We start from the raw sequence: 14,616 nt of genomic DNA on the forward strand, positions 1-14,616 counted from the left end.
AAGAACGTTCGAATAAACAGTAATATAGCTTAAATGGAAAGCAACAAAAAATACTGGAAAGGCTTAGAGGAGTATAACAATACACCCGATTTTGTTAAAAACAACAAAAACGAATTTGCCGAGCCACTTCCAATAGAAGATGTTTTAAATGAAGCAGGGTTAAGTACCGTTACCCCACGCCGCGACTTTTTAAAGGCGTTAGGCTTTGGTTTAGGTGCAGTAACTTTGGCAGCCTGTCAAACTGCCCCTGTTCATAAATCTATTCCTTACTTGGTAAAACCAGAAGAGGTTACACCGGGTATTCCTAACTATTATACTTCGAGCTTTAATGGCCAGAGTATTTTAGTTAAAACAAGAGAAGGTCGTCCGATTAAAATCGAACCAAATCCAAATGCGGGCGAATTTAATTGCGGTACTGATGCAAGAGCACAGGCTTCGGTTTTAGATTTATATGATGTATCTAAATTAAAAGCACCGGTTCTTAAAAACGAAGAAACAACTTGGGCAAAAATCGACAGCTTTGTAAAAGGTGAGTTGGCTAAAGCACAAACTTCGGGCAAGAAAATCCGTATCGTATCATCAACAGTAAATAGCCCATCAACTAACGCGGTTATTGCACAGTTTATTACTAAATATCCTGCTGCCAAGTTGGTTCAATATGATGCCGTTTCTTATACTGGTATTATTCAGGCCAATCAGAATAGCTTTGGTAAAGCTGTTTTACCAAAATACAATTTCGATAAAGCCGATCTAATTGTAAGTTTCGGTGCCGATTTCTTAGGTACCTGGATCAGTGGTGAAGAATTTACTTCACAGTACACCGCCAACCGTAACTACAAATCGTTAGAAAACAAAAAAATGAGCCGCCACATTCAGTTCGAAAGTGGAATGAGCTTAACAGGTACTAATGCAGATACACGTGTTCCGGTTAAATTGTCGGAAGAAGGTCCTGCGTTAATTGCTTTATACAATGCAATTACGGGAAGTGCTTTACCTGGTGGAACATTGGGTAACAACACTACTGCTGATAAAGTAATTAAATTGGTAGCTAAAGAACTGGTACAAATAAAAGGTAAAGGCCTCGTGGTTTGTGGTTCGAACGATGTTTCTACTCAGATTTTGGTAAATGCCATTAACGCCGCTATCGGAAGTTATGGTACTACCATCGATTTAGATAATCCTTGCTACTTATATGCAGGTAACGATGCCGAATTTAACGGCTTAGTTGCTGAAATGAGCCGTGGCGAAGTAGGTGCTGTTTTATTCTTGAACAGTAATCCGGTATACGATTTTGCAAATGCAAAAGCATTTACTGATGCACTGGCTAAAGTTCCGGCTAAAATTTCATTCTCTGACCGTGCTGATGAAACAGCTTCGGTTTGTGATGCAATTGCAATTAACCACAACTATTTAGAATCGTGGGGTGATGCAAATGCCTACGAAGGATATTATTCAATCGTTCAGCCTACCATTAACCCTGTTTTCAACAGCCGCCAGGCAGAAGAAAGTTTATTAACCTGGGCTGATGCTCCTGTTAAAGATTACTATCAGTTTGTGCGCAGCAACTGGGAAGCTAAAATGTTACCAGCTGTTGGACTGAAATGGGATGAGGTTTTAGAAAAAGGTGTGGTTAGGGCAGCAGCAAAACCAGCTGCAGCATATAGCTTTACTTTATCATTGGCTGCAGTAGCTACTTCAATTGTAAACAGTAGCAAATCTTTAGCTAAAGAAGTAGAATTACAGGTTTACGAAAACATCCCAATGCGCGATGGTAAAAATGCAAACAATGCATTCTTACAGGAGTTACCTGATCCGGTTTCGAAAGTAACTTGGGATAACTATGTTGCCCTTGCTCCGAAATTCGCTGAGAAATTAAAAGTTAAAGAATTTGATGTTGTTACCGTAAAAGGTGGCAATGGATATTCAATAGATCTTCCGGTATTGATCCAACCAGGACAAGCACAAGGAACTGCATCTATCGCATTGGGTTATGGCCGTACCAAAGTTGGTAAAGCTGGTAACGATGTGGGTAAAAATGCTTTCCCTTTTGTTTCTTTCGTAAATGGAACAATGCAATATGCTACTTCAGTAACCATTACGCCAACTGGCGGTTATTATGAACTGGCTCAAACACAAACTCACCATTCTTTCGAAGGCCGTGCAGTAATTAAAGAAGCTACTTTTAAAGAGTATCTTAAAAATGCTGGTGCTGGTAACGAAAAAGGCGAGCACAAAAACTACGATCTTTGGGATCAATATGAGAAACCAGGGAACAACTGGGTTATGGCAATCGATTTGAATGCTTGTACAGGTTGTGGTTCTTGTGTGGTTGCTTGTAACGTAGAAAATAACATTCCTGTTGTAGGCCGTGATGAGGTTCGCCGCCGTCGTGAGATGCACTGGATCCGTATTGACCGTTACTATAGCTACGAAACACCTACAGGTGATGTAACCAGAGAAAAAGAAATTGCTAAGTTGGAAGATTTAGATCATGTTTCTGTGGTTCACCAACCGATGTTGTGCCAACACTGTGATCACGCACCTTGCGAAACAGTTTGTCCGGTATTGGCTACTGTACACTCAAGTGATGGTTTAAACCACATGGCTTATAACCGTTGCGTAGGTACACGTTATTGTGCAAACAACTGTCCGTACAAAGTACGTCGTTTCAACTGGTTCAACTACTGGAACGATTCACGTTTCGATAACTATTTAAATAACGAGTTTACCCAATTGGTTTTAAACCCTGATGTAACTACACGTTCACGTGGTGTTATGGAGAAATGCTCTATGTGTATTCAACGTATACAAGGTGGCAAATTGCAGGCTAAATTGGAGAAACGTCCATTAAAAGATGGCGATATTAAAATGGCTTGTCAGGAAGCTTGTTCAGCAAATGCAATTGTATTTGGTGATGCAAACGATCCAAATTCAGAGGTTTCAAAAGCATTGCGTTCTGAGCGTATCTACTACGTATTAGAAGAAATCAATGTGAAACCGGGTATCGGATACATGACAAAAATTAGAAATACAGATACAACAGTACAAGCGTAAGCTTTAGTATAAAGAAAATACAAATTATGTCAGGACATAACGAATCAATACTTAGAGAACCATTAATTACCGGCGATAATATCACGTATGCAAAAATTACGGACGATATTTTAATGCCGGTAGAAAACAAGCCAAACAAAGCTTGGTGGATTGGTTTCATCGTTGCCTCATTGGGCGCATTACTTTGGGTAGTAGCTGTAAGTTACACTTTCTGGAATGGTATCGGCTCTTGGGGTTTAAATAAAACAGTAGGTTGGGCATGGGATATCACCGGTTTCGTATGGTGGGTAGGTATCGGTCACGCCGGAACACTAATTTCGGCAGTACTTTTACTTTTCCGTCAGAACTGGCGTAACTCCATCAACCGTTCTGCAGAGGCAATGACCATCTTTGCGGTTATCTGTGCGGCAACTTATGTTGTATCTCACATGGGCCGTCCATGGTTAGCTTATTGGGTTTTACCTTTACCAAACCAATTCGGTTCACTTTGGGTAAACTTTAACTCACCATTGGTATGGGATATGTTTGCGATCTCTACTTACTTCTCTGTATCATTATTATTCTGGTACACAGGTTTATTACCAGATATTGCTACCATCCGCGACCGTGCAGTAGGTACACGTAGAAAAATTTATTCTATCTTCTCTTTCGGGTGGAGTGGAAGTGTTAAAACATGGCAACGTTTCGAAGCGGTTTCGTTAATCTTAGCCGGTATTTCTACACCTCTAGTACTTTCGGTACACACCATTGTATCAATGGACTTTGCAACTTCGGTAATCCCAGGATGGCACACTACCATCTTTCCTCCATACTTCGTAGCAGGAGCGATCTTCTCGGGTTTTGCGATGGTATTAACCTTATTATTGGTTGCACGTAAAGTATTGGGCTTAGAAAACTACATCACCATGTTCCACATCGAATCGATGAATAAAATCATCATCTTAACTGGATCAATCGTAGGTGTGGCTTATTTAACTGAGTTCTTCATCGCTTGGTATTCAGGTTCTGAGTATGAGCAGTATGCATTTATCAACAGATCTACCGGTCCTTACTGGTGGTCGTACTGGATGATGATGACCTGTAATGTAATCTCTCCACAGTTGTTATGGTTCAAAAAGATCCGTTTAAGCATTAAAGCGACCTGGATTTTATCAATCGTAGTAAACGTGGGTATGTGGTTTGAGCGTTTCGTAATTATCGTTACTTCATTACACCGTGATTATATTCCATCAAGCTGGGCCATGTTCTATCCAACTTGGGTTGATATCAGTGTATTCGTAGGTTCAATTGGTTTGTTCTTTACCTTGTTCTTATTGTTCTTAAGGGTATTGCCATCAATCGCTATTGCAGAGGTTAAATTATTATTAAAAACTGCAAGTGAGCAAGCTAAAATGAAACAGATTAAAGAGGGGCACGAGAATAAAGAATATGTAGCTGAATACATAGAGTCTTTAGAAAAATTTGATAGTGTTAAACAAGAAGATTACGCAAAAATATAACAATGAGTGATATCAAATATATTTTAGGCAGCTTTGGCGATCCTGACGAAATGATGCATGGCATCGAAAAACTTCAGGAAAATAACATCAGCATTTATGATGTATATACTCCAATGCCTATACACGGAATAGAAGCCAAATTAGGAATTAAAAGATCTAGGATCGATATCGCAGCATTTTGCTTTGGTATTACCGGTACTTGCTGTGCATTTGCTTTGATTTATTTCTGCGCAGTTATCGATTGGAGAGTAAACATTGGTGGTAAACCATCATTCGCATTGCCGGATTTTATTCCGATAATGTTCGAGCTTACAGTATTATTCTGTGCTTTCGGTATGGTGTTAACTTATTATGCATCTACCCACTTATTTCCAGGTAGAGCGCCAAGAGTAATGGATTTACGCGCTACAGACGATCGTTTTGTAATTGCAGTTGATGCAAAAGACAATGCGGAACATACTGTAATTGATGGATTATTAAAAGATGCAGGTGCTTTAGAAATAAAGTATAATGAAAGGAAGTACATTAGCTATGAATAAGAATAAATTTGTTTACACAGCGTTTTTAGCTATCGCTTTTGCAGCTACCTTTTCTGCTTGTAAAGATAAACGCAGTACTGGCTTAGAATATGCCAGAAACATGTATGATCCGATTGCTTACAATCCCGATCAGCCAAACAAAAATTTTAAAGATGGTAAAACGGCACAATTGCCACCAGCACATACCAAACCAGTAGGTTTTACAGAGTATGATGAGTTTCCTAATACCCTTGAAGGATATCAGGCAGCAGGTGTGAGCATGGTTAACCCTTTACCAGTTGATACGTTAAATTTAGCTCAGGGCAAGCATTTGTTCGACGTTTTCTGTAGCCCGTGCCACGGAACAAAAGGAGACGGACAAGGACACTTGGTTAAAATTGAGAAATTTAGTGGTGTACCATCTTACTTCTCAGGAAGTTCATCAAGAGGTGGAGATATGAAAGCACTTACTGCTGGTAAAATCTACCACACCATTACATACGGTGTAAATAATATGGGCTCGCATGCTTCACAGATTTCTCCAACCGATCGTTGGAAAGTAGTGATGTATGTTCAGGAATTACAAAAACAACAATAAGTAAAGCAGAATATAAATGGGAACTCACAATATTAATTTTAGTGAACAGTTTGAGTTTACAGGAAAAGTAAAAACCTTAAGTATAGTTGGCATCCTTATCGGTGCTGCAGCTGTTCTCTTCGGTTTCTTAGCTGGCGATAAAGTAATGCACGAGCGTACTTTTGCCAACCTGTTGCTTATGGCATATTACTTTGCATGCGTTTGTATGTCGGGTACATTTTTCCTAGCTGTTCAATATGTAGCTCAGGCAGGCTGGTCTGCTTCAATTTTACGTGTACCGCAAGCCATGGCAAAAACTTTGCCTATCGCAGCAGTTATACTTGTTGTTATTATCTCGGCAGGTTTATATACACACAACCTATATCACCACTGGCATGCTGATGGTTTAACTGTAGAAGGCAGCCCTAACTACGATGCAATTATTGCTGGTAAATCGGTATTCTTAAATGTACCTTTCTTTTTAGGCCGTCAGGTGGTATTTTTAGGTATCTACAGTATATTTTCGATCATGTTTGTTAAGTTTTCTTACAACGAAGATTTAGCAGGTGGTTTAAACTCTTACAGAAAGAGCTTTAAAAATGCCTGTATCTTCTTGGTAATTTACGGCTTTACAACACCGATCTTTGCTTTCGATACCATCATGTCATTAGAAGCACACTGGTTCTCAACCATGTTCGGTTGGTACAACTTCGCAGCCATGTGGGTAAGCAGTTTAGCAACTATTGCCATCATCATTATTTTATTAAGAAGAGCTGGTTATATGCAATGGGTTAACAACAGCCACTTGCACAACTTAGGTCAGTTCATTTTTGGTTTCTCTATCTTCTGGACCTATGTTTGGTTTGCACAGTTCTTATTAATCTATTATGCAAACATGCCAGAGGAGACTGTATATTTCTACAAACGTTTTGAATATTACAAGTTCTGGTTTTTCTTAAACCTAGCGATGAATTTCTTAGCGCCAGTATTATTATTAATGGATAGAGATAACAAAAGAACCGATGTTAAATTGTTGTTCGTTTCTATCGTGGTATTATTAGGTCACTGGGTAGATTACTACCAAATGATTATGCCAGGAGCGGTAGAAGATGGTCATAATGGTTTCGGTATTGTTGAAATTGGTACAGCAATAGGTTTTGTAGGATTGTTTACCTTTACGGTGTTAACATCATTGAGCAAAAAACCTTTGATTGCAAAAAATCACCCATTATTACAAGAAAGTTTGCATCATCAACTGTAGTGATGATAAGATAGAGCAAATATTTAATTATTATTATAATTAGCAGTACAGCGTACTACTTTTAAGAAAATGAGTTTAAGAAAGTTTATAACGAATAAAACGACCGCAGCTTTAGCAGTATTACTTACTGTTTTTGCAAACACTAGCGTATTTGCGCAAGATGCAGCAGCAGGAGCTGCCGCGGCACCGAAGGTTGATATGGGCGAGGTTTATAAATCAGTAATATTTTATATTCTGGTTTTCCTTGCCGTATGCTTATTCATTGCAATTATTGGTAAAGCAATAAGGGTATACGAATTAAGCCGCGAAGCACAGGGTAAAACTGTAGGTATTAACTGGAACAGGGTACATGCAAGTTTATTTGCCCTGTTTTTAGTAATAGGTTTATATGGTGTGTATTGGGAATATACAGTGCATGGGTCAATGTTACTTCCGGATGCTGCATCTGAGCACGGAAAGAAAATTGATGAGATGTTTAACCTAACATTAATCATCACTACAATTGTGTTTGTGGTTACGCACATCTTGTTATTCGGATTTTCTTATATCTACAAATATTCGGCAAAAAGAAAAGCTTACTACTATCCGCACAATAATACCATCGAAAAAATCTGGACTATTGTTCCTGCATTAGTATTAACGGTATTGGTATTGATGGGTTTCTTAACCTGGAGATCTATTTTCTTCAAAGTTGAAGATCCTAACAACAAACCGCTACAGATTGAAGTTACTTCAGAGCAGTTTAAATGGTCTATCCGTTATCCAGGAGCTGACGGTGTTGTAGGTAACAAAAACTACAAATTAACTACCGCTACCAATCCATTGGGTATCGATTTTAAAGATCTAAACTCTCGCGATGATGAGATGGCTGATGAAATGGTTATCCCTGTGGGTAAACCAGTTAAGCTAATCTTAACCAGTAAAGATGTAATTCACAGTTTTTACATGCCGCACTTCAGGGTACAGTTAAACACCGTACCGGGTATGAGAACATTTTTTGAGTTTACGCCTACAAAAACTACTGCAGAAATGCAGCAGGAAACAAACGATCCAAACTTTAAGTACCTTTTCTTCTGTGCTAAAATTTGTGGAGCCGGTCACTACAACATGCAAAAAGTGGTGCGTGTAGTTTCTGAGGCTGATTACAAAACTTGGATAGCTGAACAAAAAACATACTTAAACGACGATTTAAGAAAACAATTTAATTTGCCAGTGGCACCTGCACCTGTAAAATCAGTAGCAGATACAGCAGCTACAGATACAGCGGCTGCTAAAACTAACCAAATGGCTTTAAATAAATAATATTAAGCAGGAGCGAACGAATTATGTCAACAATAGCATTACACGACGAACACAATCACGATCACGCTGATCATGGGCATCATAAAGAGACTTTGATTTCAAAGTATATCTTTAGTATGGATCATAAAATGATTGCTAAGCAATTTTTGATTACCGGTATTATTATGGCGGTAATAGCAATGGGCTTATCCATTTTATTCCGTATCCAATTGGCTTGGCCAGATCAAAACTTCCCTTTCTTAGAAACATTTTTAGGTAAGTGGGCAGAAGGCGGTCGTATTAAACCCGATTTTTATTTGGCTTTGGTAACCATACACGGTACCATCATGGTATTCTTTGTACTAACAGCCGGCTTAAGTGGTACTTTTAGTAACTTATTAATTCCATTACAGATTGGTGCAAGAGATATGGCTTCGCCATTCTTGAACATGTTATCATACTGGTTCTTCTTTATGGCCTGTGTGATCATGATGTCATCGTTCTTTATACAAACAGGTCCTGCATCTGGTGGTTGGACAGTTTATCCGCCATTATCAGTTGTTGCTAAGGCAATGCCAGGTTCGGGCTTAGGTATGACATTGTGGTTAATCAGTATGGTACTTTTCGTAGCCTCATCACTTATGGGTGGTATTAACTACGTAAGTACAATCTTGAACATGCGTACTAAAGGTATGGACCTTTGGAAAATGCCATTACCAATTTGGGCTTTCTTCTTAACTGCAATTTTGGGTATCTTATCATTCCCAGTGCTTGTAGCCGGTGTGGTTTTAATGGTATTCGACCGTAGTTTTGGAACAAGTTTCTACTTATCAGATATCGTAATGGGTACTGATATTTTACCAAACGAAGGTGGTTCTCCTATTTTATGGCAACACTTATTCTGGTTCTTAGGTCACCCTGAGGTATACATTGTAATTATGCCAGCTTTGGGTATCTCTTCTGAGGTAATCTCTGTAAACTCGCGTAAACCGATTTTCGGTTACCACGCCATGGTTTACTCTTTAATTGGTATTACTGTATTATCGTTCATCGTTTGGGGTCACCATATGTTTGTAACGGGTATGAATCCATTATTGGGTGGTGTATTTATGATTACAACATTGATCATTGCGGTACCATCGGCGGTAAAAACCTTTAACTATTTAGCAACATTATGGCGTGGTAACATCCGTTTCACCCCAGCTATGTTGTTTGCTATTGGTTTAGTTTCATTCTTCATCTCTGGTGGTTTAACCGGTATTTTCTTAGGAAACGCATCTTTGGATATTAACTTACACGATACTTACTTCGTAGTGGCCCACTTCCACTTGGTAATGGGATCTGCAGCTATTTTTGGTATGCTTGCAGGTGTTTATCACTGGTTCCCTAAAATGTTCGGTAAAATGATGAACGCTAAATTGGGTTACTTACACTTCTGGTTAACTTTCATTGCAGCGTATCTGGTATTCTTCCCACTTCACTTCTTAGGTTTAGATGGTGTACCTCGTCGTTATTATGCATTTACGGAGTTTGAATTTATGAAAAAGTGGTTAACGGTTAACGTATTTGTAACATGGGCAGCTATTATGGCGGCACTTGCTCAGGTAGCGTTTTTGTTTAACTTCTTTTACTCAATTTTCAAAGGAAAAGTAGCTCCTCAAAACCCTTGGGAAGCCAATACATTAGAATGGACTGCACCTGTTGAGCACTTACACGGTAACTGGCCAGGAGAAATCCCTACGGTTTACAGATGGCCATACGATTATAGCAAACCTGGTCATGATGCTGATTTCATCCCTCAAACTGTTCCTTTCTCTCAAACCATGAGCTCTAACCTGCCTCACGATTTTGAAGGAAATGCAGAAGCAGAAAAAATACAGCAAGATTGGGAATTGGCTAATCCTGTTGAAGCAAACAAAGGCTAGTTTAAGCTTAAAATAAAATTTTAAAAGGGGTATCTGATTAAGTTTCTGCTTATCCGGATACCCTTTTCATCTTAATAGATATATGGTCAGCGGATCAGAACAACGTTTCATTAAAATTAATCTGATAACCATTGTAGTTACACTATTGGTTATACTTGCCGGAGGTATTGTACGCAGTACGGGATCGGGCATGGGTTGTCCAGATTGGCCAAAATGTTTCGACCGTTATATTCCACCAACCGATATATCGCAACTGCCTGCCGATTACAAAGCAAAATATGTGGCAGGTAGGCTTAAGAAGAACGAAAAGTTTGCCAAATACTTGGAAAGTATGGGTAAGGTGGCACTGGCAGATAGTATCAGACATGATAAAAGTATTACCATACCAGAAGAATTTAACCCAACCAAAACGTGGACAGAGTATCTGAACCGTTTGGCTGGTGTAGCTGCAGGTATATTTTTATTGTTAACCGCTATTTATTCTTTCACTTACCGAAAAACAGCTAAGCGGATTATCTTTTTGAGTATCCTTAATCTTTTGGTTGTAGGGTACCAGGGCTGGCTAGGATCGATAGTGGTATCAACCAATCTGGCGCAATGGGTGGTAACTGTACATATGCTGTTGGCACTGGTTATTTTAGCTATATCTATTTATACCTATAATTACGCAAAGCAATTAAATAAAGCGCCTTCTGTAATTATGTACCGAATACTGTGGTTAAAGGGCTTTTTGTTTTTTACGCTGGTGATCAGTATTGTTCAGATTGTTATTGGTACAGATGTAAGGGAAGCGGTAGATGTGATTGCAAAATCGCTTGCGTATGCCGGCAAGGCCAGTTGGATTGCCAAAGTGGGATCGGTATTTTCTTATCACCGCGATTTGGCCATACTCGTAGTGGTAACCAATGCCATTGTTTATAAAATGGTTATAGACCGTTTTAGCGGGAAGGCAGCGCCTTTGTTAACCGCAAGGTTTATATTAATTACGCTTCTCATTCAGTTATTAAGTGGTCTAGCATTGGCATACATTGCTTTTCCACCGGCAGCACAAGCATTGCATATATTGTTTTCTACGCTGTTATTTAGTTTACAGTTTTATCTGTACCTGTTGGTTTACCGTACAAGTACCTATAAACAATAATATTTAAGGAAATTGAAACAAGGTCTTTCAGATTTTTCTAAACTAATAAAATTCAGGCTATCGTTTACGGTAGTGTTTTCTGCATCCATCTCTTTTTTGATCGGACAGAAAATGCAGGTAGGCAGAGGGCACATTCCGAGTATAGACTGGGGAAATTGGTTAATTTTAATTGCTGGTGGCTTTTTGGTTACTGCTGCTGCTAATACCTTTAACGAAATCATTGAAAAGGATTTAGATAAGCTGATGTCGCGTACCAAAGACAGGCCTATGCCAGCAGGTAGGATGACTACCGGACAGGGTTTGATAATTGGTGTATTTATGTCTTTTGTTGGTACCTGGTTACTAGGCAAGCTAAATCTGGAAACTGGTTTATTATCTGTATTCTCTATTTTGCTGTATGCTTTTGCTTATACACCATTAAAGAGAAAATCGCCAATTGCCGTTTTTGTTGGCGCTATACCGGGCGCATTGCCACCACTTATTGGTTATTTGGCTGCATTTGGTAGTTTAAAGGCCGAAATGTTCCACGAAATTGATTATTACATCGCCGGCATATTATTTTTAATCCAGTTTGTATGGCAGTTTCCACACTTTTGGTCAATTGCCTGGGTGTTGGACGATGATTACAAGAAAGCTGGTTTTAGGTTATTGCCAACAAAGAAACGCGATAAAGCAACTGCTCTAATTACATTTTTAAGCACTTTGATATTGATACCTGTTAGTTTATTGCCAACCTTCTATGGTTTTGGTGGTTACTATATTGCAGCATTATCTTTAATTGCCGGACTTATTTTTAGCTGGTTGGCGCTTAAACTTTTACTGGACAGAGAACTTGTTGATGCAAAGCGCGTAATGTTCTGTTCGTTTTTTTATATACCAGCTGTACAGTTGGGCTTATTATTAAATTTTATAGCAAAATAACTTATGGTTATCACAATGGAAAAGATCCAGGATACATTTGATCCCAAACCCAGAAAGTTTATTGTTTGGTTATTTGTAGTTTCCTCTACAATTATGTTTGGGGGCTTTACCAGTTATTATCTGGTATTCGCAGCATCTAAGGGCAAGGGGCATGGTTTAGTGCTGCCAGATGCATTTATTTACTCGAGCATAGTTATTATAGCAAGCAGTATCACTTTATTTTTAGCCAGCAAGGCATTAAGGAAACTGAATTTCAGTTTACAGCGCAACCTGCTTTGGATAACCGTAATTTTAGCTGTTGCTTTTGGTGTAATGCAGTTCAATGCATGGGGCAGCATGGTTAGAACTGGTGCAACGCTGGTTGGAAACAACGCGGCAATTTCATTTATTTATGTGGTTTCGGGCATGCACTTATTGCACATTATTGCAGGTGTAGGCCTTATAATTAATGCATTAGCTGGCAGTTATAAAAATATTCCTGCAGCTAAAGGCCAGTACAGAATGGAAATTGCTTCTATTTTTTGGCATTTTATAGATATATTATGGATATATCTGTATGTTTTTTTACTTTTGAACCGTTAAATTTGTTAACAAACTATTATACTATTTCCAAATGAATGCAGTATCACAATTAGATCAAGTTAAAACCGGACCATGGAATGGTGGTCGTTCTCCGTGGTCGGTAGAATATGGTAAAATCATGATGTGGTTTTTCCTCTTATCAGATGCTTTTACCTTTTCATCATTATTGATCTACTACGGCGCTCAGCGTTTTTCTAAATTAACATGGCCAGCTCCAGATAAAGTTTTCCAATCTATTCCAGGTATTGCCGAGCATGGTGCACCATTGGTATTTGTGGGTATCATGACTTTTATTTTAATCATGAGTTCGGTAACCATGGTTTTGGCTGTAGAAGCCGGACACCGTCGCGCTAAAAAAGAAGTTATCGGCTGGATGGTTGCAACCATCATCGGTGGTTTTATGTTCTTAGGCTGTCAGGCAATTGAGTGGACTCACTTACACCACGATGGTTTCTGGTGGGGACATATCCCTTCTGCTGAAGAGTTAAAACACTTTTTCCTTAAACCAGAAGATGTTTCTTTAGTTGCTGCACAACAATTTGCAAACTTATTCTTCACCATTACCGGTTTCCACGGTTTCCACGTATTTAGTGGTGTAATCATCAACATTATCATCTTAATCATGACCATTAATGGAACTTTCGAGAAGAGAGGTCATTATCTAATGGTTGAGAAAGTTGGTTTATACTGGCACTTTGTAGATTTAGTATGGGTGTTCGTATTTACATTCTTCTATTTGGTTTAATTTATCATATCCTAAAAATATTTATATGTCAGAGCACGCACATACAGAACACGGACACGACGATCACGCAGGTTTATCAAAAGGTAAAATCTGGAAAGTTTTCGGACTCCTTTTGTTAATCACAGTAATCGAATTTATCATTGCGTTGGTGTTAATTCCAAAAGGATATATGACCCAACATATTGGTAACTACGTTTACATCGTTTTAACCTTGTTAAAAGCATTTTATATTGTAGCCTACTTTATGCACTTAAAGTATGAGAAACTGGGCTTACAGTTGGCATTAACCGTTTCATTTATTTTCATTATTTACTTTATTGTTTTAATGCTGATAGAAGGTGGGTTTTTAAACATCCACATGATGAACCATTAATGAAAAGAAGTCCTATAAAAAAGGTAATAATCCTGGTAAGCATTTTAGCTATACCGGGATTTTTGTTTTTTTACTTATTGCCCCACTTTGCCAAGAACAGGTATAAGAGTTTGCCCATTTTTGGAGAAAAGGTTGTTGCGGCAACTTTTCACAGTATAAAAGGGAAGAAAATTCCGGATACGATTTACCACCTTGTGCCCGATTTTAAATTGGTTAACCAACATCAGGATACCATAAGCTGGAAATCGCTTGAGAATAAGATTGTGGTGTTAAACCTGTTTTATGCCGATGCTAATCAGCAGGTAGCCAATACATACATTAAGCAGTTAGCTGATGGTTATGCGCAAAAGCCACTGGTTAAGTTTTTAAGCTTATCGGTTGATCCCTCAGATCAGGGAAAAATAAAAGATTTTGCGGCCAGTTTTAAAGCGAAAGAAGGCAAATGGGATTTCTTGGCGGGCGATACGGCACAAACCTATCCGCTTATTCGAAAAGGCCTGTTGCTCGATGTTATCCAAGATGATACCAAAGAAAAGCCTGCCTTTATTTTCAGCAATAAGATTTTGCTTATCGATAATCTGCACCGTATCCGTGGTATTTATGATGCCGATAACCCTGAAGCCAATGCCAAGTTGGAAGATGAAATAAAAGTGCTTATTGCCGAATATTTAAGAAATATTAAAGACGGTAGATAGATGAGCTTGGCGTTCAAAGCGCGCCTGCAACGCATAGCATAAAT

At 38.7% G+C, this 14,616-nt stretch carries 13 protein-coding genes; all 13 read left to right on the forward strand.

What is annotated here, in order from left to right; genetic code table 11:
* The first annotated feature begins 33 nt into the window (after positions 1–33).
* Positions 34–3,054, forward strand: coding sequence for a TAT-variant-translocated molybdopterin oxidoreductase (locus ACS5PU_RS00160; RefSeq protein WP_439457259.1), 3,021 nt, complete (start codon positions 34–36; stop codon positions 3,052–3,054).
* A 26-nt stretch (positions 3,055–3,080) separates the two neighbouring features.
* A complete protein-coding gene (gene nrfD / locus ACS5PU_RS00165; protein ID WP_147224653.1) occupies positions 3,081–4,553 on the forward strand; it encodes an NrfD/PsrC family molybdoenzyme membrane anchor subunit in 1,473 nt (490 codons plus the stop codon).
* A 2-nt stretch (positions 4,554–4,555) separates the two neighbouring features.
* The gene (locus ACS5PU_RS00170; RefSeq protein ID WP_412466272.1) at positions 4,556–5,092 is read left to right on the forward strand and encodes a DUF3341 domain-containing protein; all 537 of its coding nucleotides are present in this window, start codon (positions 4,556–4,558) and stop codon (positions 5,090–5,092) included.
* Positions 5,064–5,669: a c-type cytochrome gene (locus tag ACS5PU_RS00175; RefSeq protein WP_439457260.1), complete on the forward strand. Its 606-nt coding sequence runs from the start codon at positions 5,064–5,066 to the stop codon at positions 5,667–5,669. Before ACS5PU_RS00170 ends, ACS5PU_RS00175 begins: the two co-directional genes overlap by 29 nt.
* 16 nt (positions 5,670–5,685) lie before the next feature.
* Positions 5,686–6,909: a quinol:cytochrome C oxidoreductase gene (locus ACS5PU_RS00180; protein ID WP_439457261.1), complete on the forward strand. Its 1,224-nt coding sequence runs from the start codon at positions 5,686–5,688 to the stop codon at positions 6,907–6,909.
* A 69-nt stretch (positions 6,910–6,978) separates the two neighbouring features.
* Positions 6,979–8,211 carry a cytochrome c oxidase subunit II gene (locus tag ACS5PU_RS00185; RefSeq protein WP_439457262.1) on the forward strand — a complete coding sequence of 411 codons (1,233 nt, stop codon included), beginning with the start codon at positions 6,979–6,981 and terminating at the stop codon, positions 8,209–8,211.
* 116 nt (positions 8,212–8,327) lie between these two features.
* Positions 8,328–10,115, forward strand: a complete 1,788-nt coding sequence (locus tag ACS5PU_RS00190; protein ID WP_439457263.1) for a cytochrome c oxidase subunit I — start codon at positions 8,328–8,330, stop codon at positions 10,113–10,115.
* Between the two features lie 82 nt (positions 10,116–10,197).
* Positions 10,198–11,256 (forward strand): COX15/CtaA family protein, encoded by a 1,059-nt coding sequence (locus tag ACS5PU_RS00195; RefSeq protein ID WP_439457264.1) that lies wholly within the window; start codon positions 10,198–10,200, stop codon positions 11,254–11,256.
* Between the two features lie 12 nt (positions 11,257–11,268).
* Positions 11,269–12,177 carry a heme o synthase gene (gene cyoE, locus ACS5PU_RS00200; RefSeq protein ID WP_439457265.1) on the forward strand — a complete coding sequence of 303 codons (909 nt, stop codon included), beginning with the start codon at positions 11,269–11,271 and terminating at the stop codon, positions 12,175–12,177.
* 15 nt (positions 12,178–12,192) lie between these two features.
* Positions 12,193–12,759, forward strand: coding sequence for a cytochrome c oxidase subunit 3 (locus ACS5PU_RS00205; RefSeq protein WP_439457266.1), 567 nt, complete (start codon positions 12,193–12,195; stop codon positions 12,757–12,759).
* 31 nt (positions 12,760–12,790) lie between these two features.
* Positions 12,791–13,504 carry a cytochrome c oxidase subunit 3 gene (locus ACS5PU_RS00210; protein ID WP_439457267.1) on the forward strand — a complete coding sequence of 238 codons (714 nt, stop codon included), beginning with the start codon at positions 12,791–12,793 and terminating at the stop codon, positions 13,502–13,504.
* A 25-nt stretch (positions 13,505–13,529) separates the two neighbouring features.
* Positions 13,530–13,877, forward strand: a complete 348-nt coding sequence (locus ACS5PU_RS00215) for a cytochrome C oxidase subunit IV family protein (protein ID WP_439457268.1) — start codon at positions 13,530–13,532, stop codon at positions 13,875–13,877.
* Positions 13,877–14,572: an SCO family protein gene (locus ACS5PU_RS00220; protein WP_439457269.1), complete on the forward strand. Its 696-nt coding sequence runs from the start codon at positions 13,877–13,879 to the stop codon at positions 14,570–14,572. The genes ACS5PU_RS00215 and ACS5PU_RS00220 overlap by 1 nt, the downstream gene beginning before the upstream one ends.
* The last annotated feature ends 44 nt before the right edge of the window (positions 14,573–14,616 follow it).

The organism is Pedobacter sp. GSP4, assembly GCF_051857575.1.
Lineage (GTDB): Bacteria > Bacteroidota > Bacteroidia > Sphingobacteriales > Sphingobacteriaceae > Pedobacter.

What these genes read in the sequence shown, in the direction of transcription:
- ACS5PU_RS00160 (WP_439457259.1), top strand. Translation starts at nt 34, where the DNA reads ATGGAAAGCAACAAAAAATACTGGAAAGGCTTAGAGGAGTATAACAAT.
- nrfD (WP_147224653.1), top strand. Translation starts at nt 3,081, where the DNA reads ATGTCAGGACATAACGAATCAATACTTAGAGAACCATTAATTACCGGC.
- ACS5PU_RS00170 (WP_412466272.1), top strand. Translation starts at nt 4,556, where the DNA reads ATGAGTGATATCAAATATATTTTAGGCAGCTTTGGCGATCCTGACGAA.
- ACS5PU_RS00175 (WP_439457260.1), top strand. Translation starts at nt 5,064, where the DNA reads ATGAAAGGAAGTACATTAGCTATGAATAAGAATAAATTTGTTTACACA.
- ACS5PU_RS00180 (WP_439457261.1), top strand. Translation starts at nt 5,686, where the DNA reads ATGGGAACTCACAATATTAATTTTAGTGAACAGTTTGAGTTTACAGGA.
- ACS5PU_RS00185 (WP_439457262.1), top strand. Translation starts at nt 6,979, where the DNA reads ATGAGTTTAAGAAAGTTTATAACGAATAAAACGACCGCAGCTTTAGCA.
- ACS5PU_RS00190 (WP_439457263.1), top strand. Translation starts at nt 8,328, where the DNA reads ATGGATCATAAAATGATTGCTAAGCAATTTTTGATTACCGGTATTATT.
- ACS5PU_RS00195 (WP_439457264.1), top strand. Translation starts at nt 10,198, where the DNA reads ATGGTCAGCGGATCAGAACAACGTTTCATTAAAATTAATCTGATAACC.
- ACS5PU_RS00205 (WP_439457266.1), top strand. Translation starts at nt 12,193, where the DNA reads ATGGAAAAGATCCAGGATACATTTGATCCCAAACCCAGAAAGTTTATT.
- ACS5PU_RS00210 (WP_439457267.1), top strand. Translation starts at nt 12,791, where the DNA reads ATGAATGCAGTATCACAATTAGATCAAGTTAAAACCGGACCATGGAAT.
- ACS5PU_RS00215 (WP_439457268.1), top strand. Translation starts at nt 13,530, where the DNA reads ATGTCAGAGCACGCACATACAGAACACGGACACGACGATCACGCAGGT.
- ACS5PU_RS00220 (WP_439457269.1), top strand. Translation starts at nt 13,877, where the DNA reads ATGAAAAGAAGTCCTATAAAAAAGGTAATAATCCTGGTAAGCATTTTA.